Genomic DNA, 19,008 nt, shown 5'->3' with positions numbered 1-19,008 from the left:
TTTCAAAAACTATCAAAACTAAATGGCAACAGCTCCTTGATGCTTGATGCCCTTAATATTGATCCATTTTCATGTAGCATCAGAATCTCGATTGGTTTGCCAAACATTATTTCGTACTCATTGATCGTCTGCCTGCATGAGCCACAAGGCGTCACAAATGCATACGAAGCACCCTCTCGCTTCTTCGCTGCGATAGCCAATTTCAAAGGTCTGACATTCGGGAAATTCCCGACCACGAAACTCAAAAGGGACCTCTCCGCGCATACTCCGACTGGAAACGAAACGTTTTCCTGATTGTTTCCTTCAAAAATAGCACCGTTTTCAAGCAATAACGAAGCCCCAACCAAAAAATTAGAATAGGGAGCGTGTGCCCTTTCCGCAGCAGTTTTCGCCCGCGATATCAGTTCCTTTTCCATTTCGGACCAATCCTGTGGCTCAATTAGGTCCAAGGATACCTGTACATTGATTTTTTTTGCCATCGGGTGATTTCTAAAGATCACTTCAATTAACAAAAAAATACTTTCACTTGTTGTCCTCCCATAATTTTATGGCTTCCGATTTTTATCCTTCACCCTTTTTTTCCCAACTTGGAGGAAATTCCCAGTCTTTGGACCCATGCAAAACATCCTGATTCTAGGCGCCGGAAAATCCTCCATTTACTTGATCGAATATCTGCTTCATGCGGCGCAGTCCAAGGAAAGAATGGTCACCGTCGCCGATATCCGACAAGAATTTGCAGCCGAAAAAATCAAAGGACATCCACATGGCCTAGCGGTTTCCATCAATATCCATGACCAAGCAGAGCGAGCTCAGCTAATTTCCAGCAATGACTTGGTAATATCCATGTTGCCGCCCCCCTTCCACCCCATCATAGCGCAGGATTGTATCCAATTTGGTGTGCATTTGCTCACAGCTTCCTATGAGTCCGATGATCTGCGAAAACTTAAAAGCGCGGTAGAAGAAAAAAACCTGTTTTTCTTGAATGAATGTGGTTTGGATCCGGGAATCGACCACATGTCTGCCATGAGAATCATCGAAAGGGAGCATGCGGCCGGCAACCGCATTCATTCATTCAAGTCCTATTGCGGAGGGTTAATGGCACCTACAAGCGAGTCCAATCCCTGGAAATACAAATTCACTTGGAATCCGCGAAATGTAGTCTTGGCAGGCCAAGGTGTAGCGAAGTACATTGAATCGGAACAGGTGAAATACATTCCCTACCACCAACTTTTCAACCGGCTTGAGAAGGTTCACTTCGAGGATTTGGGGGAATTTGAAGGATACGCCAACCGCAACTCTTTGGCCTATCGAAAAATCTATGGCCTCGATTCGATTCCGACCCTTTTACGAGGCACCTTGAGGAGAACCGGTTATTGCTCGGCCTGGAACACCTTTGTGCAACTCGGCATGACGGACGATTCGTATCTCATGGAACTTCCAAAAATGGCCACAAAAAAGGATTACCTGTCCGCGTTTCTGCCAATCTATGGAGGATATGGCCCCGAAGACCGCATTCGCGCCATCATACCAAAAGTATCTTCAGATGACCTCTCCAAGCTTCGATGGCTTGGTCTGTTTTCAGATGAACTGCTGCCAGTGATGGAAGGAAGCCCGGCTGCGGTTTTGCAGGGTATTTTGGAAGAAAAATGGCAACTGGAAAAGCGGGACAAAGACATGATAGTCATGCAGCATATTTTTGAAGTCGAGACGGAAAAGGGGATCAAGCGCATCACATCAAGCCTTTCATGTTTTGGCGAAAATGAAACCCACACCGCCATGGCCAAAACAGTAGGATTGCCGCTTGCAATTGCTGCCGACCTATTTCTGGATGGCAAAATCAAAATCCGCGGACTTTTCATCCCAGTAAAAAAAGAGATCTACGAACCGATTCTGCATTCATTGGAATCCGAGGGGATCATATTTCAGGAAAATGAAAAATTGGTATCCTGACCAGATCCCGAAATCTCCGAATAGGTTCTTTTTCAAAGACTGATTTTTAAGTATTTTGGCATGATGGAAGAAGATGACGTCAAGAACCAAGTCAAGGAACCATTTACGGAATATGGAAGGTACAGCTATGCCGACTACCTTAGCTGGCAGTTCGGTGAAATGGTGGAACTGATAAAAGGAAAGGTTTTTCGGCAAGCGGCGGCGCCAAAAAGAGTTCATCAAGAAATCTTTGGACGCATATTTTCAAAGATCTATTTCTTTCTCGAAAATCGACCTTGTAAGGTCTATGGCGCTCCGTTCGACGTTCGGCTCCCCGTCAAATCGAAGAAAAACGAGGATATCGACACTGTGGTCCAACCCGATATCTGCGTGGTATGCGACCCAAGTAAATTGGATGAATTGGGATGTGTGGGTGCACCCGATCTTATCGTAGAAATCCTTTCTCCCGGAAACAACAGGAAAGAACTTCAAAACAAATACGAGGTGTACGAGGAAGCGGGAGTGAAGGAATACTGGATTATCCACCCAAGCGAATGTACACTCATCATCTATTCACTGGTCAGCGGAAAATACCAAGGCTCTCGTTTTTTCACCTTCGGTGACAGAGTCCAATCGGCCGCAGTACCCGGTTTTGAATTGGATCTGGATGAGGTATTTGCAAACCTGCAGTAAAAAATCACTCACAATACACGTTTTATCAATTTTGCGAGCGTAGCCCCCGCCTTGTTCGCCACATCGACCACTTCTTCGTGGGTGAACTCCTTTTTGACTTTGGGAATACTTTCATTGGTAATGACAGAAAATCCCAAAACCTTGATTCCCATGTGGTTGGCGGCAATGACTTCTGATACCGTACTCATGCCGACGGCGTCCCCACCAATCAATCGACAATAGTTGATCTCCGCTTTTGTTTCCAGTTTGGGACCGGTAAGACCCACATAGGTACCTTTCCTGAGATTAATGTTTTGATTTTCAGCTTCGCCTATTGCCTGTTTCATCCAAGTACTACAAAAAGGCTCGCTCATGTCCGGAAACCTCGGGCCAAACTCATCGAGGTTCTTGCCCCGGAGGGGATTGGCTGGCATTAAGCTGATGATATCCTCGATCAGCATGATGTCACCTGCCTCAAAGCTTGGGTTAAGTCCCCCTGCGGCATTGGTAATGATGATTCTCTCCAGTCCCAAAGCACGCAAGACCCGCAAGGGAAATACTACGTCATCGAGATCATACCCTTCGTAATAATGAAACCGTCCATTGAGCACCCACACCGGCACTCGGTTCAATTCCCCGACAATCAACTCACCCCGGTGACCGACCACAGTAGAGACAGGAAAATGAGGAATGTCGGCATAACGAATCGACATACTTTCCTTAAGCGCACTTACAAGGCCCCCCAACCCCGAGCCCAAAATGACCCCGGTTCTTGGTGCCGAACTTATTCTATTTGACACAAACTTGGCCGCTTCATTGATTTGAAAAATTGACTTCAAAACTGATTGTCTTTGGTTAATATCTGAACTTTTAATTTAATAAGATCTGGCCCCTTCAAAGTCCTTTGATCAATTCCATTATCAAATGGCTCATGCCGGGTTCGGCTTTAGCAGCTCCGGCAAGTACTTCCGCCAAGCTGATTTTCTTGACTTTGCCTGGTGAACATAAGTCTGTGATGGCAGAAACGGCAAAAACCGGCAAATTCATATGCCTAGCGACGATTACCTCCGGGACGGTGCTCATCCCAACGGCATCTGCACCGATAGTTCTAAGGAATTTATATTCAGCCTTCGTCTCCAAGTTTGGGCCCTGAACTGCCACATAAACCCCGGGAATTGCCCGAATTCCGTTCTTCTCGGTAATCTCAAGCGCCTTTTTTACCAAAGCCAAATTATACGGCTCAGACATATCGGGAAACCGGACACCAAATTGGTCCAGATTCTTTCCTCTGAGGGGATTCTCCGGTAGCAGGTCGATGTGATCTTGGATAACCATCAGATCCCCGATTTCAAAATCGGGATGTAGCCCACCCGCAGCATTGGACACAAACAGATGGGAAATCCCAAGCTTTTTCAAAACCCTTACTGGAAAAGTCACCTGCTGCATTGAATACCCCTCATAATAATGAAACCTGCCCTGCATTGCCACAACGGATTTACCTGAAAGCCTACCAAAAACTAGTTTCCCATGATGGCTTTCGACAGTCGAAAGCGGAAAATGTGGAATCATATCATAGGGGATTTCTAACATTACCTCCATATGATTGATCAATTGTCCCAAACCCGTTCCAAGAATTATCCCAACCTGTGGTTTTTCGGGATGCTTACTGCTAAGGTACTCCGAAGCAATCTCAATCTGATCGGTATAACTAATCTCCTCTTCTATTCTCATAAATCAAATATATCCAACCGACGTGAATCATATCCGATAAAACCACGACAATTTTAATTTCCGAAACAAAATGGAAACTTATTGACTTTTGCCAATGTAGTATCACCAAAAAAACGATCATCCCAGCTATGGTTAAAATAATCGTCGGCACTAACCGGAAAGACTCAGTCTCAAAAAATATCGCCTCGATATACCAAGAAATCCTCGAAAACCTGAACACCCCTTCGCAAATACTCCATTTGGAAGATCTTCCGCATGATTTTGTGTTTTCGGCCCTGTATGAAAACAACGGGAAAAATCCTGACTACAACGCTTTCCACCAGAAAGTCAAGGAAGGACAAAAGTTTGTATTTATCGTTCCGGAGTACAATGGGTCGTTTCCGGGAATCCTCAAAGCTTTTATCGATGGGATGACGTATCCAAATTCTTTCCGGAATAAAAAATGTGCCTTGGTCGGCATTTCCTCTGGAATCGGCGGAGGTGGCATCGCATTGAGCCACCTCACCGACATCTTCCATTACCTGGGAATGCATGTACTTGCCCTCAAGCCCAAACTAGCAAAGATTGAGGAAAATATGTCAGATAACCTGCTCACCAACAGGCTGTACATGGACTTGCTCCATTCCCAGGCGCAAATGTTGATTGACTTTTAAAGGTCAATCAACATTGTCATGCAAAAACCTATTGTTTTTCAGAAACTCGTTCTCGTCAGTCAAGTTGTACCTAGAGGCACTTCTTTCTGAACTGTGCTGCACATCAGCCAATTTCACATCTTTGCGGATATAGGCTGGTGTGTCAAACTTATCCTTGAACTCCTCTGGGCTTTGGTTATAAGAGCGGAGATTTTTCAATTTCTCAAAGCGCTCGTGCGCCCTTTGGATAGCCTTTTGCTTCAATTGCTCATAGTAATCCGTAGAATGCGGAGCTTGTGGCACTTCCTCTTTTACCTCAGCCTTTGGTGCGGCCGGTGTGATTTCCTGCTCGGTATCCAAAGTGAAGATGACTTTCTTAGGCTCAGACTGAACAGGAACAAATTGGAAAACCGGCTCCATTTCTCTTTCTTTTTCCACCTCAGCAGACGGAAGGACTGGTTCAACTTTGGGCTTGGATTCCTCTTGCTTCTGCTCATTGGCTACTGGAAAAAGAGGCTGGTTGAAAGTAAAAGTCAAAGTCTGTCCGGGTCTTGTGATTTCTTCTTCGACTTTAGAAGTCTTTCCTGACTCCAAGTCGATGACCTTAATCGGCTCTTCTCTTTCTTCGACCACGACGGGGGCAACGAACGACTTTTCTTCTTTCCTTGCTGGGCTTGCAGTAGTCAATTTGTCCATTTCAAACCCAGTCGCAATGACAGTTACACGTATCGCTTTACCCAACTCGGCATCAATGCCTTGACCAAAGATTACTTCGGCATCATCTCCCGCACGCTCCTGGATGTATTCGGTTATTTCGCTGAGTTCGTCCATGGACAGCTCCTCGTCCTCGCCTGACATGATGGAAAGAAGGATCTTTTGCGCTCCTTTGATATCCACATTGTTGAGCAATGGAGAAGCAATCGCCTTTTCGGCTGCACGAATGGCACGTCCTTCACCTTCTTCAGTTGCTGAGCCCATGACTGCGGCGCCTGCGTCTTTCATAACTGTCTTCACATCTTCAAAATCCACGTTGACGTCTTGGTGGATCGTGATTATTTCCGCGATTGATTTGGCCGCGGTTGTCAAAACGTTATCAGCTTTTGCGAATGCAGAGCGGATGGCAAGATTACCATAGATTTCCCTCAATTTGTCGTTGAGAATAACCAACACGGTGTCGCAGTTTTCTCGCAGAGCTTCTATACCTTGCTGTGCGGCGATCATTTTTTTCCTTCCTTCAAATACAAAAGGCGCAGTGACGATACCTACCGTCAGGATGTCCATGTCCTTGGCGATTTTGGCAATCACTGGCGCAGCTCCGGTACCTGTACCGCCGCCCATGCCCGCGGTGATGAATACCATTTTGGTATTGTCCGACAAAAGTTCGCGGATGTCTTCTTTGCTTTCCAAAGCGGCACTGCGACCTTTCTCAGGATTTGCTCCAGCTCCGAGACCTTCAGTCAGGTTGGCACCCAACTGTAATCTTAAAGGAACAGGGCTGCTTTTCAAGGCCTGGGCATCCGTGTTGACCACGACAAACTCCACGTCCTTGATACCTTGGTTGTACATGTGGTTCACGGCATTGGAACCACCTCCTCCTACTCCAATCACCTTGATGATGGACTTGTGATTTTTTGGAAGATCAAATTTGTAATCTTTCATGTTATCTGACATTTATGTTGAATTGGTGAATTTTTTTCTGCTTTCTTTTTGGCGTTTTGATAAGGGAAGCAGAAAACATCATCTCCCGCCTCCCTAGTATGATAAGCCCTAGTAATTGTCTTGATGGATATCATTGGTGATGATATCCATTAGTTTTTTACCGATGTTAGAGAATATGCTTGGCCCAAAATCCGACTTGGCCGGTTTGGGTTCTGGCTTTTGGGTTTTTGTACTTTCATATCTGGAGCGGTACATATTTTCCCGCTCATCCAATGACTTGAATCCCGCCAACACCAAACCCACGGAGGTGGCATACATTGGGCTTTTTACCTCTTCTAGTTTGCATTTACCCAAATGCTCGTTGGGATAGCCGATCCTCGTATCCAATCCGGTGAGGTATTCAAACAGTTGTGCCACACCCTGCAATTGGGATCCGCCGCCTGTAAGGACGATTCCGCCCGCCAGTTTTTTATAGTGGCCACTGGCGACGAGTTCGTTTTGCACATACTCGATGATTTCCTCCATGCGGGCTTGGATAATTGCCGCCAGGTTTTTGATGGAAATTTCCTTTGGCTGACGGTTGCGCAAGCCTGGGATCGATACGATTTCGTTTGGATTGGCTTCCTCGGAAATGGCCTTTCCAAATTTGGTTTTGAGCAACTCGGCCTGATGGTGCAGCACCATACAGCCTTCCTTGATATCTGAAGTAATGATGTTTCCTCCCAAGGGAATCACCGCCGTGTGGCGAATGATATTGTCATAGAAGATCGCGATGTCGGTCGTCCCTCCACCGATGTCAACCAAACATACGCCGGCTTCCTTGTCCTGCTCGCTGAGGACCGAAAGCGAGCTCGCCAAAGGCTCCAGGATCAGATCTTGGCTTTGGAGATTGGCGCGCTTAACGCAGCGGTTGATGTTGTTGATGGCAGTAGTCTGGGCAGTAATGATGTGGAAATCGGCCTCCAAGCGTGAACCGGACATACCGACAGGATCTTTTATACCATCTTCATAGTCGACTGTATAATCCTGCGGCATCACATGAATGATCGTATTGCCGGGAGGGACGACGATGTTTTCCATGTCGTTGGACAGACGGCGTACGTCTTCGATGGTGATTTCATCCTGATTGGGGTGGCGAATGATGACACCGTGATGCACTGTGCTGCGGATATGCTGGCCTGCGATTCCGACGATCACATTGCCGATATCCACGTCTGCCATTTCGGAGGCATCCTTTACCGCCTTTTGGATCGCATTGACCGTCTTGTCGATATTGGTGACAATCCCCCGGATGACGCCGTCGGAGACAGCCTTGCCCATTCCCAAGACCTCGAGTTTGCCATACTCGTTTTTGCGGCCTACGATTGCACAGATTTTGGTCGTCCCAATATCCAAGCCTACAATCAAGTTGTTGTTTTCCATAGCGTTTTCTATTATTCGCAAACTATCTGCCCTTTATATTTTACATTGACCCTGCTGTAGGCATTCCATCCTTTGGCGGGAAGGATCTGCTCATAAAACAGGTTGATCTTCTTGAATTTTTCCTCCAAATCGGTCGCGTCACCGATCTCGATGACTTGCCGTCCAACTTGCTGGTATAACCTGATATCGTTTTTTCTGGGAATGTCCAAACCCGTAATCTGCGCGCTCCAGAATTCATCCTCATGGATAAACCGAATCAGCTCAAGCAAATCGGGATGGCTCTCCGAAATATTGTCTTTGCTCAACAAAGCCTCCGCGAAGGCCCCTTCTACCGTCATCACCCGCGAAGTATAAGTGGGCGAGGTCGGCAGAATCACTCCCTCTGTGGAGATGTATCCGTCCGCTGCGGTTGGCCTCACGATCCGGGCCATCGGTTCATGTTGGGTGATTTCTACCCTCACGTTTCCCTTCAAATCGGCAAAGACCTCGGCATTTTTGACAAAACCCTGCTTCTCCACCATTTTCTCGATCTGGTGTAGGTTCACCTCCTGCATCGAAAGTCCCGCCGATAGCATCGGAAACTCAGCCATGATCGACTTCAAAACCTGCTTTTCGTCCACAAAATACACGTCCTCAATACCCTTCACCCTGACGTCGATGGTTTGGAATCTCCGTTGGGAATCCTTTTTCTCCACAAAGCCAATGAAGCCGATCAGCACCAAGCTGAGCGCCGTGAAAACCAATGATTTTTTGATCCTAATTTTCATGTTCCTTCATCCATTTTGCGATGGGACCTACCAGCCTGTCGATATCCCCGGCCCCGATGGTCACCAACACCTCCGGTCGGTTTTCACTGAGGTACCTGAGCAGGTTTTCCTTTGTCTGCAATGACTTCCTTGGGGAAGTAATGGCAGGAAGCAGCATCGATGCATTCACTCCCGCGATCGGGAGTTCCCTCGCCGGATATATCTCCAGCAATACGACCTCGTCTGCTATCGAAAGGCTTTCTGAAAAGCCCTCGGCAAAGTCCCTGGTCCGCGTAAACAAATGCGGCTGAAACACCGCAGTCAATTTCTTGCTTGGGTACATGGCCTTCACCGAGCCCAAAAAAGCCCGAATCTCCTCCGGATGATGGGCGTAATCATCGATAAACACCCTGTCATCCTCCTGTACCCATATCTCAAATCTTCTTTTTACGCCACGGAAACTGGCGAGTCCCTCCCGCACTCTCTCCTCCGAAATCCCCCAATCCAAGGCAATCGATACCGCCGCCAAGGCATTTTCCACATTGTGGAATCCCGGCATAAACAGTTTCAAACCCTCTATATTTTTCCCTTTGCCGACATAATCAAAGCTGAATGAAGCCGGACCCGGCTGAATGTTCCTAGCTTGGATTTCGCCGGATTGGATTCCGTATTGCTGGATTTGGAACCTTTCCCCCCGACCCAAGCCAAGTTTTTCAAAAGCCTTGGAATGGATATAAAGATTTCCCCCTTGTGGCAGCAGATTCACAAACTTTCTGAAGCCCTCCAACAGGTGCTCCGGATCGCCATATATGTCCAAATGGTCCGGGTCTGCACTCGTGACGACCGCGGTGTTTGGATGTAGGTGCAGGAATGACCTGTCAAACTCATCCGCTTCCACTACCACAGTGGGCTGACCTCCTGCTTCATCATGGAGGATGAGGTTGCTGTTGTAGTTTTGGGTCAAACCACCGAGAAAGGCAGCGATGTTTTTTCCCCCTGACTTCAGCAGATGCGCCACCATGGATGACGTCGTCGTCTTGCCATGTGTACCTGCCACGGCAATGCTCGGCAGGTCGGCAGTGATCAAGCCCAAAACCGCTGCGCGTTTTTTGATATCGTAACCTTGCGACTGGAAGAAGTTCAGTTGGGTGGAATCCTTTGGCATCGCAGGAGTCCACACGATCAAGACATGGTTCTTATCCTCCAGTACCCTCGCTGGCACGGTCTCCATCTTGTCCTCAAAGCTGATCTGCATGCCCTCTGCCTCCAAGGCCTCTGTCAATGGCGACGGTGTCTTGTCGTAGCCAGAGACCTTGATCCCGACATGGTTGAACCAACGGGCCAAAGCACTCATGCCGATACCACCGATACCGAGAAAATGGACGCTATGGAGATTGCCGATATTCATGAGAGGATACTTTCCAATGCACTGACTATTTCTGTGGCCGCATTTGGTTTGGCCAGTTTTTTCAAGTTTTTGCCCATTTCTTGGGCCTTTTCACCTTGGGAAAAAAGCCCATCAACTGCTGCCTTCAGCTTTCCTACGGCTTCCACGTCTTTCAAAAGAACCGCAGCGCCAGCCTGTACATAAGCCATGGCATTTTTGGTTTGATGGTCTTCGGCCACATTGGGCGAGGGGATGAAAATCGTCGGCTTGCCGACAAGGCTGATCTCAGAGACCGAGAGTGCGCCTGCCCTCGAAACGATCGCATCCGCCGCAGCATAGGCCAAATCCATCTCCCTGATGAATTCCCTCACATGGATATGTGCAAGTCCTGAGGCTTGCACTTTCGCAGACATTTCCTGGAAATAAAATTTACCCGACTGCCAAAGCACCTGATAGCCGCTCTTTTCGAATGCTTCCATCTCGGCCACCACTGCTTGATTGATCGTGCGCGCTCCAAGACTTCCGCCCAAAACCAAGATGGTTTTTCTGTCTTGCTTCAGCCCAAAATGGGCTAAGGCCTTTTCCCTCTTTCCCGACAAATCCAAAATGTCCTTCCTAACTGGATTGCCGGTGTAGATGATCTTGGTGGCAGGGAAAAACTTCTCCATGCCCGGATAGGCTACACAGATTTTCCTGGCTTTTTTTGCCAATATCTTGTTGGTCAAGCCGGCATAGGAATTTTGTTCTTGAATCAGCGTCGGAATACTATTGGACTGTGCCATGTACAAGACCGGTCCACTCGCATATCCACCGACTCCCACCACCGCATCTGGCTTGAACTCCCGGATCAGCTGCTTTGCTCTTCTCAAGCTTCCCAACAGCTTGAATGGAAAACTCAGGTTGGAGAGGCTGAGGCTTCGCTGCAAGCCGGCGACCTTGAAGCCCTCGATCTTGTAGCCTGCCTCCGGTACTTTCTGCATTTCCATTTTTCCCTCAGCACCGACAAAAAGAATCTCAGAGCTCGGATATTTTTCCTTCCAAGCATTGGCGATGGCAAGGGCAGGATAGATATGCCCGCCGGTACCTCCGCCGCTGATCATGATTCGATATGTCTGTGTTGCCTTGGACACTTTATCTTTTTGGCCTAAGCCGGTTGAAATGATTTTCTCAATTTATTTCCGCCCTCCGAAACTGCCTCGGCAGAATCCTGATGGTCGCCCCTGCTGATACTCAGGATAATTCCCATGGAAAATCCTGTAAACATCAAGGATGTACCGCCCATGCTGAGCAAGGGCAATGGCAACCCTGTGATCGGTCCGAGGCCAACAGCCACGGCCATATTGACCATCGCCTGCAGTACCAGCGCAAAGCTCAGACCCGCCGACAATAAGCCCCCAAAAGGCTTGGTCGAAGATGCTACAATCCGCATCCCGCGATAGAGCAAAGCGAGGTAAAGGAAGAGTACCGTCGCGCCGCCGATCATGCCATATTCCTCAATGATAATGGCGTAGATGAAGTCTGAATATGGGTGCGGAAGGGTGTTTCTCTGTTCTGATTTGCCTGGTCCCTTTCCGGCAATGCCGCCGGTAGAAATAGCAATAAATGATTGCTCGGCTTGGAAAGGGATCTCATCCGCATCCATGAAGCGCTCGATCCTGGAGAAAAACGTGCTGCCCCGTTGGCCGAGAAAGACCGCAGAAGTCAAAAACAAGGCTCCGACCAAGATCACCATGGCGATGTATTTCATGGGCACCCTTCCAATGAACAGGAGCAACAGACAGGTGGACAGCAGGAGGATCGCCGTGGACATATTGGCGAGTCCAATCAGTCCGCAGACCAAGCCGATGACCACGATCATGGGCAGGAAAGCATTTTTGAAGTCATCGATATTCTTCTGCCTTTTGGCAAGCAGCGAGGCCAAGGTGGCGATGAGCGCCAGTTTGGCAATGTCAGAAGGCTGGAATGCCCGGTTGATGACCGGAATGGTGAGCCAACGATTCGCTTCATTGATGGAGGATCCGAAAATATAGGTAATCAACAACAATGGAACAGACACGAAGAGGAGCGACTTGCCGATGATCCCATAGAATCTGTAGGGAATCTTATGTGCCAGCCACATCACAAATAGCCCGAGGGCAATCATGATGGAATGGTCCAGCAGGTATTTCTCTGTATCACCACCACTTTTCTTATAGGCCAAAGAACCTGTCGCCGAATACACGACCACGATGCTGATGATAGACAGGATGATCACGATTCCCCAAATGATGGGATCGCCCTTGAGGTTTCTGTCTATCCAATTTTTAAAATCCTGCATCATGATGCTGAAGGTTTGATTGCTTCCACAGCGGCTTTGAACTGATTGCCCCTATCTTCATAATTTTTGAACAAGTCGAAGCTTGCACATGCGGGAGAAAGGAGCACCACGTCCCCCGCTTTTCCATATTCCAATCCCCAAGCCACGGCCTCCCGGATATCCTGGGTTTCTTTGATTTGGGGAATCCTGCCCCCAAATGCCTTTTTCAGTTTTTCATTGTCCACACCGAGGCAAATCAGCATTTTGACCTGCGTGTCGGTGGTGGGGTACAAGACTGAGTAATCGTTGCCCTTGTCAATCCCGCCTGCAATCCAAATGATTGGCTGCTTGTAAGAGGCCAAGGCATATGCGGTCGCGTCCACGTTGGTACCTTTGCTGTCATTGACAAATGCGACGCCGTCGATCGTGGCAACAGGTTCCATCCGATGTGCGGCATTTTGGAAATCTGCCAATCCCTCACGGATCGCCTCCGCTGACACACCTGCCAATAAGGCCGCAGAGGCAGCAAACATGGTATTGAGCATGTTGTGCGTTCCTTTGAGCACCATCTCCTCAGGATTGAGCTTGAGGTTTTTGCTCCCTGTTTGAAGTTGAATGGTGTCGCCATCAAAGTATCCTCCAACAGTAGGCTGATGCTTCAGCGAAACGGGGTAGCAAGTGGCCCGCATACTTACCTTCCCCAGTCCCGTCTGAATTAATTCGTCGTCTTCCCAGAAAATGGCTGCGTCCGCTACTTCCATTTTTTTGAACAGGGAGGCCTTGGAGGCAACATAATTTTCCAGTTTGTATTCATACCGATCCAAGTGATCGGGTGTGATGTTTGTCAAGATCGCGATGGCAGGACGAAAGGACTTGAAGCCGTCGATTTGAAAGCTGCTCGTTTCCAAGACCCACCATTTTTTGTCTCCATGGACCAATTGTCCTGCCCAGCTTTCACCTACATTTCCGCCCAAGCCGACATCCAAGCCACCTTTTTTCAATAAATGGTAAGTCAATAGCGTCGTAGTGGTCTTTCCGTTGGTTCCGGTGATGGCGATGACTTTCCCCTTGGAATACCTGAAAGCAAACTCCAACTCATCGATGACAGGAATGCCCATTTCCTTGGCTTTTTTGACCAAGGGAGCCTTGTCAGGAATGCCCGGGCTCTTGATGATTTCCACAGCTGCCAAAATCTTCTCTTCAGAATGTCCTCCTTCCTCGAAAGGAATTCCGGCCGAAACAAGCATTTCCTTTCTCGCTGGACTGATCATGCCCATATCGGAAACCCATACGGCAAAGCCTTCCCGCGTGGCCAGCAAGGCTGCCCCGACTCCGCTTTCTCCAGCTCCCAGTATGGCGATCAGTTTCTGCATTTATCTCAATTTCAAAGTTGCCAATGTGATAATGGCCAGTAGAATCCCCACAATCCAAAAACGTGTCACGATCTTGGCCTCATGGATATTCCTCTTTTGGTAATGGTGGTGCAGGGGGGACATCAGGAAAATCCTCCTGCCCTCCCCGTATTTTCTCTTGGTGTATTTGAAATAGCTCACCTGCATGATGACTGAGAGATTTTCCACCAAGAAAATCCCGCAAAGCACCGGGATGAGCAGTTCCTTTCTCAAAGTCAAAGACAACACGGCGATCACACCGCCCAGCATCAGGCTGCCCGTATCACCCATAAAGACTTGTGCAGGGAAGGCATTGTACCACAAAAACCCAACGCAGGCACCGACAAAGGCCGCACAGAAAATCACAAGCTCTCCCGAATTGGGTATGAACATCACGTTGAGGTATTGGGAGAAAATGGCGTTGCCACTGATGTAAGCGAAAATGGCGATCGTCAGGCCGATGATGGCCGAGGTCCCGGCAGCCAATCCATCTATGCCGTCGGTAATGTTTGCACCGTTTGAAACTGCCGTGATGATGAAAATGACAAGCAGGATGTACAAAACCGGCGTCAAGTCCTCTCCCAAAAACCCGAGAATGTTCTCATAATTGAGCTCGTTGTTTTTGGTAAATGGTATGGTTGTCTTAGCAACCTTCACATCCTTGTAGGCAGGAGTATCCACAATGCCTTCCTCAATGGAAACAGGATTCATGAACTCCCTCACCACCACATCCTCGTGGAAATAAAGCGTAACGCCCACAATGATTCCAATCACAATCTGACCGGTGATCTTGAATCTGCCTGCCAAGCCTTCCTTGTTCTTCCTGAATACTTTGATATAGTCGTCCAAAAACCCAATTGTCCCCAACCAAATCGTGGAAACAAGGAGCAGGATAATGTATACATTGTTGAGATTGGCAAATAAAAGCGTCGGTATCACTATGCCTGCGATGATCATCATACCACCCATGGTGGGGGTTCCTTTTTTGGCGGCTTGCCCCTCTAGACCCAAATCCCTTACCGTCTCGCCTATTTGCTTTTTTCGGATCCAATTGATGATGCTGGCTCCAAAAGTGATGGTGATGATCAACGAAAATAGCGCTGCCATCCCCGCCCTGAAGGAAATATAGCGGAACACCCCCGTGCCGGGCACATCTAAAACGCTGTCCAAATAGTCAAAAATCGGGTATAGCATATCAGTTCTTGTTCATTAAATGAAGCATTTCCCTCACCACCTGCCTGTCGTCAAATGGATGTTTCACACCTTTGATTTCTTGATAGGTCTCATGACCCTTGCCTGCAATCAGGATAATGTCACCCTTTTTTGCCATCAGGACTGCGGTTTTGATCGCCTCCCGTCTGTCTTCGATGATCAGCGTCCTTTTCATATCGACCGGATTTACCCCTGCCTCCATTTCGCGCAGAATCGCCATCGGCTCTTCATCCCTTGGATTGTCAGAAGTCAGGATCACCTTGTCGGAGAGTTGGGTGGCAATCTTCGCCATCACGGGCCGTTTGGTCCTATCCCTATTTCCGCCGCAGCCAACAACCGTCAATACCTGTTCGCCGCCTGTTCGTACACCTTGAATGGTTTTGAGCACATTTTCCAAGGCATCTGGTGTATGGGCATAATCAACAATGGCTGTGATGCCGTAGAGCGAGATCTTGTCAAATCTCCCTTGGGCACCCTCCACTTTGGATAGCTGCATCAGTACTTCTTCTTCATCCTCCCCCAAAAGCACGGCCGTGGCATACACTCCGAGTAGGTTATAAGCATTGAATTGTCCGATCAGCCTAAACCATATCTGTCTGTTGTTGATGTCCAATTCCAGACCGTCGATGGTATTGGATAGGATCTTGGCCTTGAAATCGCCCGGATACTTGAGCCCAAAAGTCAAGCCTTGGGCTTTGGTGTTTTGAAGCATGACAGGCCCACGCTTGTCATCAGCGTTGACCAGTGCAAAGGCGTCTTTTGGCAACTCGTCAAAAAGTTTTTTCTTGGCTTTGATGTATTCGTCAAAGCTTCCGTGGTAATCCAAATGGTCATGGGTAATATTGGTGAATACCGCTCCTGCCAAATGCAGACCGGCCATTCGCTCCTGCACGATCGCATGCGAACTCGCCTCCATGAAGCAGTGCGTGCACCCTTCCTCCACCATCCGCTTTAGCATAACCTGAATGCTGAGTGCATCCGGAGTCGTGTGCGTGGCGGGTACCACTTGGTCGTTGATCCTGTTTTCCACCGTGGAAAGCAGGCCCGTTTTATATCCCATTTCGATGAAAAGCTGATAAAGAAGCGTGACGGTGGTGGTTTTACCATTGGTACCAGTCACCGCCACGAGCTTCAACTTTTCAGATGGATTTTCATAATAATTGGAAGCCATGATGCCGAGTGCTTTTGCGGAATTCAGTACCTGCACATAGGTGATGCCCTCCTGCAAAGATTCCGGCAGTTTTTCACAAACGATGGCTTTTGCTCCTTTTTCAAGAGCTGTGGAAATGAAGGAGTGACCGTCTACTTGCGTGCCTGCAACGGCTACAAAGACAGACCCCGAGCCGACCTTGCGGCTATCAAAGACAATATCGCTCACGCCCACTTCCATGTCTCCAATGGTCGAGGTCAGGGATACTTTGTACAATATGTCTTTCAGTGCCTTCATTTACCCTAATACTAGATTTATCAGATATGCATTGTTCGCAGGTGTACCCGGACTGATGGATTGGCCCTTGACCCTGCCTTTTCCTTGGTAGACTACTTTGATTCCTTTGTTTTCCAACACATACAAAGCATCCCGAAGCGACATCCCTGTCACATCCGGCACAACCGGAGCTTCTGTCTTATTCGGTTTCCACTGTATGGAGCGATTGACGGGAACGGACTTGACCCAACCGTCCGCCGCTTCACCTGCGACATGGTTGGAAATGCCAAACTTGTTGCAAAGCATTTGAAGCTCATCTACTCTGCCTGCTTGGATATAGGGCAAAGTGGCATTTGCCAAATAGGTCTTTTCGTTTTCCTTTTTGTTGAGCTGAAGATCCTGCGCATAGATCTTATCGGCGATTTCCCTGAAAACCGGGGCCGAGACATCCCCACCGTAAGCTGCAAATCCCTGCGGACTGTCGATCACCACAATCGCAGAATACTTCGGATTGTCGGCTGGAAAATATCCCGCAAAAGAGGTATAATACCTTTGAGTATACCGTCCATCTATCAGTTTCTGCGCCGTACCGGTCTTGCCAGCAATCCTGTACTCATCGGTGTAGATGTTTTTGGCGGTTCCATTTTGCACAACTCCCTCCAGCAGTTGCTGCAACTTTTCGATCGTTCCGGATGAAGCGATGCTTTTTCGCAACACTTCGGAGTCGTAGCGCTCATGTATTTGGTTTCCCCTTGCCACAGCCTTTACCAGCATCGGCTTCACCATCTTTCCATTGTTGGCGATGGCATTGTAAAAGGTCAAAGTGTGCAATGGCGTAAGCTTTGCCTCGTACCCAATCGATAGCCACGGCAGGGTCGTACCGTACCAATTTTTCTGACCTGGAGTTTTGAAATAGGGGATGCCCTCACCTTTCAACTGGAAACTCAATGGCTGATGAAGACCTGTTTCCTGTACGTAGGCCATGAACTTGCTCGGCTGATGCCCAAAATGCTGCTCTACCAAACGGGAGATCGCGACGTTGGAGGATTTCTCAAAAGCTTCCTTGACCGTAATCTTGCCATAGCCGCCCTTTTTCGAGTCGTTCATGTACCGGTCGTAAAACTTGAACCTGCCATTACCGGTATCGATGGAATCCTGAAGATTCACCTTGCCCTCTTCCAGCAATGCCAGCATGGACAGAAGCTTGAAGGTAGATCCCGGTTCAGTCAATCCTTGGTCGCCGATGGCAAAATTGTAGTTCTCACCGTAGCCGATCCCGTTCTTGTTTCTTTGGAGATTGATCAGGGCTTTGATATGCCCTGTCTCCACTTCCATCACGATGACACAGCCAAATGCCGCTTCCTTGGCCTGTAGTTGCCGAAGCAATGCGGTTTCCGCCACATCCTGGATATTGACATCCAAAGTCGTCAGGATGTCATAGCCATCATCCGGCTTCACATCCTCGGCGTCGAAAACCGGCTTCCACGATCCGCCCGCGATCCGTTGGAAAAGTGCTTTCCCATTTTGGCCCTCCAAGTATTCGTTGAAGCTGTATTCTATTCCGACCCCATATTTGTCCTCGTTGACAAATCCGACTGTCCGGCTGGCGAGGTTGTTGAAGGGACGGTAGCGTTTCTCCACTTTTTCAAAAATGACTCCGCCACCCATGCGACCATTTCGGAAAATGGGCCACCTGGACATTTTTTGCATGTCTTGGTACCCAATCTGCTGCCTGTTGATGATGAGGTAGCGCTTCTTGCCTGAGCGCGCATCTTTGATCATGCGGCGATAGGATTCGGCTGATTTGTCTTTGTAAAAAGCCGAGAGCATCAATCCCAAGGAATCGATGCCTTTGGCGAATACGTCCTCTTTTGCGACCATCGGGTCAATCACCACCCGGTAGAAAGGCAAACTCGTTGCCAGCAGGCTTCCGTCAGCAGCATAGATGTTGCCACGTGTCGCACTGACTTGGCGGTACTGAAAGTTGATCGTCTCGGATTTGGCCTGCCATTTTTCACCCTCCACAAACTGCAAATGGACAATCCTGTAGAAGATTGCCCCAGCAAACAAAGCCACCACCAAAAAGGCGACCCTGACACGCAGTACTATGGAACGTTTGATATTCACTACTTGGCGATGATTTTGACCGGTGGTTCTTTGATTTCGACGATGCCCAAGGGAGCTGTCTTTTTGGCTACTTCTGACTGTTTGCTGCTGAGCATGTATTCTGCCTCAAGGGTGGTTACATCCGCGCGGATATCCTCCACCTCTTGCTGTGTTTTTTCGATCTTCCGGATCATGTTCTCCGCGCGGTGATTGCTCCAGATGTAGATCAGCGCTACAAAAGCCACATACAGGATGGGCGGGGCATACTGCACCGGGATCCCTTCGCCTAACACTCCCGTCACGTTGAGTTTTTCTTCGATGAGGGAAAAGATGCTTTTCCCGCCACCCTTTTGGGAGGTTCCTTCCTGAATTTTCTTCTTGAAAGTATTTTGGCTCATC

Annotated in this window: 17 protein-coding genes; 3 read left to right on the top strand and 14 right to left on the bottom strand. The window is 48.4% G+C overall.

Going from position 1 to position 19,008, the window contains the following annotated elements:
- Window positions 1–2: 2 nt before the first annotated feature.
- A complete protein-coding gene (locus C943_RS19315; RefSeq protein WP_008631287.1) occupies window positions 3–479 on the bottom strand; it encodes a cytidine deaminase in 477 nt (158 codons plus the stop codon).
- Between the two features lie 136 nt (window positions 480–615).
- Here C943_RS19315 and C943_RS19310 point away from each other — a divergent pair, with 136 nt between their 5' ends.
- Together C943_RS19310 and C943_RS19305 are read left to right on the top strand one after the other, a co-directional pair.
- Window positions 616–1,950 carry a saccharopine dehydrogenase C-terminal domain-containing protein gene (locus C943_RS19310; RefSeq protein ID WP_008631286.1) on the top strand — a complete coding sequence of 445 codons (1,335 nt, stop codon included), beginning with the start codon at window positions 616–618 and terminating at the stop codon, window positions 1,948–1,950.
- 63 nt (window positions 1,951–2,013) lie between these two features.
- Window positions 2,014–2,622: a Uma2 family endonuclease gene (locus C943_RS19305; RefSeq protein WP_040481453.1), complete on the top strand. Its 609-nt coding sequence runs from the start codon at window positions 2,014–2,016 to the stop codon at window positions 2,620–2,622.
- 8 nt (window positions 2,623–2,630) lie between these two features.
- Here C943_RS19305 and C943_RS19300 read toward each other — a convergent pair whose 3' ends face one another.
- Together C943_RS19300 and C943_RS19295 are read right to left on the bottom strand one after the other, a co-directional pair.
- Window positions 2,631–3,440, bottom strand: a complete 810-nt coding sequence (locus C943_RS19300; protein ID WP_008631284.1) for a purine-nucleoside phosphorylase — start codon at window positions 3,438–3,440, stop codon at window positions 2,631–2,633.
- A gap of 55 nt (window positions 3,441–3,495) precedes the next feature.
- Entirely contained in the window at window positions 3,496–4,332 is an 837-nt protein-coding gene (locus C943_RS19295) for a purine-nucleoside phosphorylase (protein WP_008631283.1), read from the bottom strand.
- Between the two features lie 128 nt (window positions 4,333–4,460).
- On the opposite strand from C943_RS19295, the gene C943_RS19290 reads away from it, so the two are divergent.
- On the top strand, window positions 4,461–4,985 hold the full coding sequence (locus C943_RS19290; RefSeq protein WP_008631280.1) for an NADPH-dependent FMN reductase: 525 nt from the start codon (window positions 4,461–4,463) through the stop codon (window positions 4,983–4,985).
- A gap of 3 nt (window positions 4,986–4,988) precedes the next feature.
- Here C943_RS19290 and ftsZ read toward each other — a convergent pair whose 3' ends face one another.
- The 11 genes from ftsZ to C943_RS19235 all read right to left on the bottom strand — a co-directional run bounded on the left by ftsZ (window position 4,989) and on the right by C943_RS19235 (window position 19,007).
- Window positions 4,989–6,623: a cell division protein FtsZ gene (ftsZ, locus tag C943_RS19285; protein WP_040481397.1), complete on the bottom strand. Its 1,635-nt coding sequence runs from the start codon at window positions 6,621–6,623 to the stop codon at window positions 4,989–4,991.
- A 108-nt stretch (window positions 6,624–6,731) separates the two neighbouring features.
- Window positions 6,732–8,045: a cell division protein FtsA gene (gene ftsA / locus C943_RS19280; protein ID WP_008631276.1), complete on the bottom strand. Its 1,314-nt coding sequence runs from the start codon at window positions 8,043–8,045 to the stop codon at window positions 6,732–6,734.
- Between the two features lie 11 nt (window positions 8,046–8,056).
- Window positions 8,057–8,812 (bottom strand): cell division protein FtsQ/DivIB, encoded by a 756-nt coding sequence (locus C943_RS19275; protein WP_008631274.1) that lies wholly within the window; start codon window positions 8,810–8,812, stop codon window positions 8,057–8,059.
- Window positions 8,802–10,199, bottom strand: coding sequence for a UDP-N-acetylmuramate--L-alanine ligase (gene murC / locus C943_RS19270; RefSeq protein WP_008631272.1), 1,398 nt, complete (start codon window positions 10,197–10,199; stop codon window positions 8,802–8,804). Before murC ends, C943_RS19275 begins: the two co-directional genes overlap by 11 nt.
- Entirely contained in the window at window positions 10,196–11,308 is a 1,113-nt protein-coding gene (gene murG, locus C943_RS19265) for an undecaprenyldiphospho-muramoylpentapeptide beta-N-acetylglucosaminyltransferase (RefSeq protein ID WP_008631270.1), read from the bottom strand. Before murG ends, murC begins: the two co-directional genes overlap by 4 nt.
- Before the next feature lie 14 nt (window positions 11,309–11,322).
- Window positions 11,323–12,495 (bottom strand): FtsW/RodA/SpoVE family cell cycle protein, encoded by a 1,173-nt coding sequence (locus tag C943_RS19260; RefSeq protein WP_040481450.1) that lies wholly within the window; start codon window positions 12,493–12,495, stop codon window positions 11,323–11,325.
- On the bottom strand, window positions 12,495–13,847 hold the full coding sequence (gene murD / locus C943_RS19255) for a UDP-N-acetylmuramoyl-L-alanine--D-glutamate ligase (protein WP_008631268.1): 1,353 nt from the start codon (window positions 13,845–13,847) through the stop codon (window positions 12,495–12,497). The genes C943_RS19260 and murD overlap by 1 nt, the downstream gene beginning before the upstream one ends.
- On the bottom strand, window positions 13,848–15,059 hold the full coding sequence (gene mraY, locus C943_RS19250; protein WP_008631267.1) for a phospho-N-acetylmuramoyl-pentapeptide-transferase: 1,212 nt from the start codon (window positions 15,057–15,059) through the stop codon (window positions 13,848–13,850).
- A 1-nt stretch (window position 15,060) separates the two neighbouring features.
- Window positions 15,061–16,524: a UDP-N-acetylmuramoyl-L-alanyl-D-glutamate--2,6-diaminopimelate ligase gene (locus tag C943_RS19245; RefSeq protein ID WP_008631266.1), complete on the bottom strand. Its 1,464-nt coding sequence runs from the start codon at window positions 16,522–16,524 to the stop codon at window positions 15,061–15,063.
- Window positions 16,525–18,630: a penicillin-binding protein gene (locus C943_RS19240; RefSeq protein ID WP_008631265.1), complete on the bottom strand. Its 2,106-nt coding sequence runs from the start codon at window positions 18,628–18,630 to the stop codon at window positions 16,525–16,527. It abuts the gene before it with no gap.
- Window positions 18,630–19,007 (bottom strand): FtsL-like putative cell division protein, encoded by a 378-nt coding sequence (locus C943_RS19235; RefSeq protein ID WP_008631264.1) that lies wholly within the window; start codon window positions 19,005–19,007, stop codon window positions 18,630–18,632. Before C943_RS19235 ends, C943_RS19240 begins: the two co-directional genes overlap by 1 nt.
- Window position 19,008: the final 1 nt, after the last annotated feature.

This window comes from Mariniradius saccharolyticus AK6, assembly GCF_000330725.2.
Lineage (GTDB): Bacteria > Bacteroidota > Bacteroidia > Cytophagales > Cyclobacteriaceae > Mariniradius > Mariniradius saccharolyticus.
This window is presented reverse-complemented; position numbering and strand designations above follow the sequence as displayed.

What these genes read in the sequence shown, in the direction of transcription:
- C943_RS19315 (WP_008631287.1), bottom strand. Translation starts at nt 479, where the DNA reads ATGGCAAAAAAAATCAATGTACAGGTATCCTTGGACCTAATTGAGCCA.
- C943_RS19310 (WP_008631286.1), top strand. Translation starts at nt 616, where the DNA reads ATGCAAAACATCCTGATTCTAGGCGCCGGAAAATCCTCCATTTACTTG.
- C943_RS19305 (WP_040481453.1), top strand. Translation starts at nt 2,014, where the DNA reads ATGGAAGAAGATGACGTCAAGAACCAAGTCAAGGAACCATTTACGGAA.
- C943_RS19295 (WP_008631283.1), bottom strand. Translation starts at nt 4,332, where the DNA reads ATGAGAATAGAAGAGGAGATTAGTTATACCGATCAGATTGAGATTGCT.
- C943_RS19290 (WP_008631280.1), top strand. Translation starts at nt 4,461, where the DNA reads ATGGTTAAAATAATCGTCGGCACTAACCGGAAAGACTCAGTCTCAAAA.
- ftsZ (WP_040481397.1), bottom strand. Translation starts at nt 6,623, where the DNA reads ATGAAAGATTACAAATTTGATCTTCCAAAAAATCACAAGTCCATCATC.
- ftsA (WP_008631276.1), bottom strand. Translation starts at nt 8,045, where the DNA reads ATGGAAAACAACAACTTGATTGTAGGCTTGGATATTGGGACGACCAAA.
- C943_RS19275 (WP_008631274.1), bottom strand. Translation starts at nt 8,812, where the DNA reads ATGAAAATTAGGATCAAAAAATCATTGGTTTTCACGGCGCTCAGCTTG.
- murC (WP_008631272.1), bottom strand. Translation starts at nt 10,199, where the DNA reads ATGAATATCGGCAATCTCCATAGCGTCCATTTTCTCGGTATCGGTGGT.
- C943_RS19260 (WP_040481450.1), bottom strand. Translation starts at nt 12,495, where the DNA reads ATGCAGGATTTTAAAAATTGGATAGACAGAAACCTCAAGGGCGATCCC.
- murD (WP_008631268.1), bottom strand. Translation starts at nt 13,847, where the DNA reads ATGCAGAAACTGATCGCCATACTGGGAGCTGGAGAAAGCGGAGTCGGG.
- mraY (WP_008631267.1), bottom strand. Translation starts at nt 15,059, where the DNA reads ATGCTATACCCGATTTTTGACTATTTGGACAGCGTTTTAGATGTGCCC.
- C943_RS19245 (WP_008631266.1), bottom strand. Translation starts at nt 16,524, where the DNA reads ATGAAGGCACTGAAAGACATATTGTACAAAGTATCCCTGACCTCGACC.
- C943_RS19235 (WP_008631264.1), bottom strand. Translation starts at nt 19,007, where the DNA reads ATGAGCCAAAATACTTTCAAGAAGAAAATTCAGGAAGGAACCTCCCAA.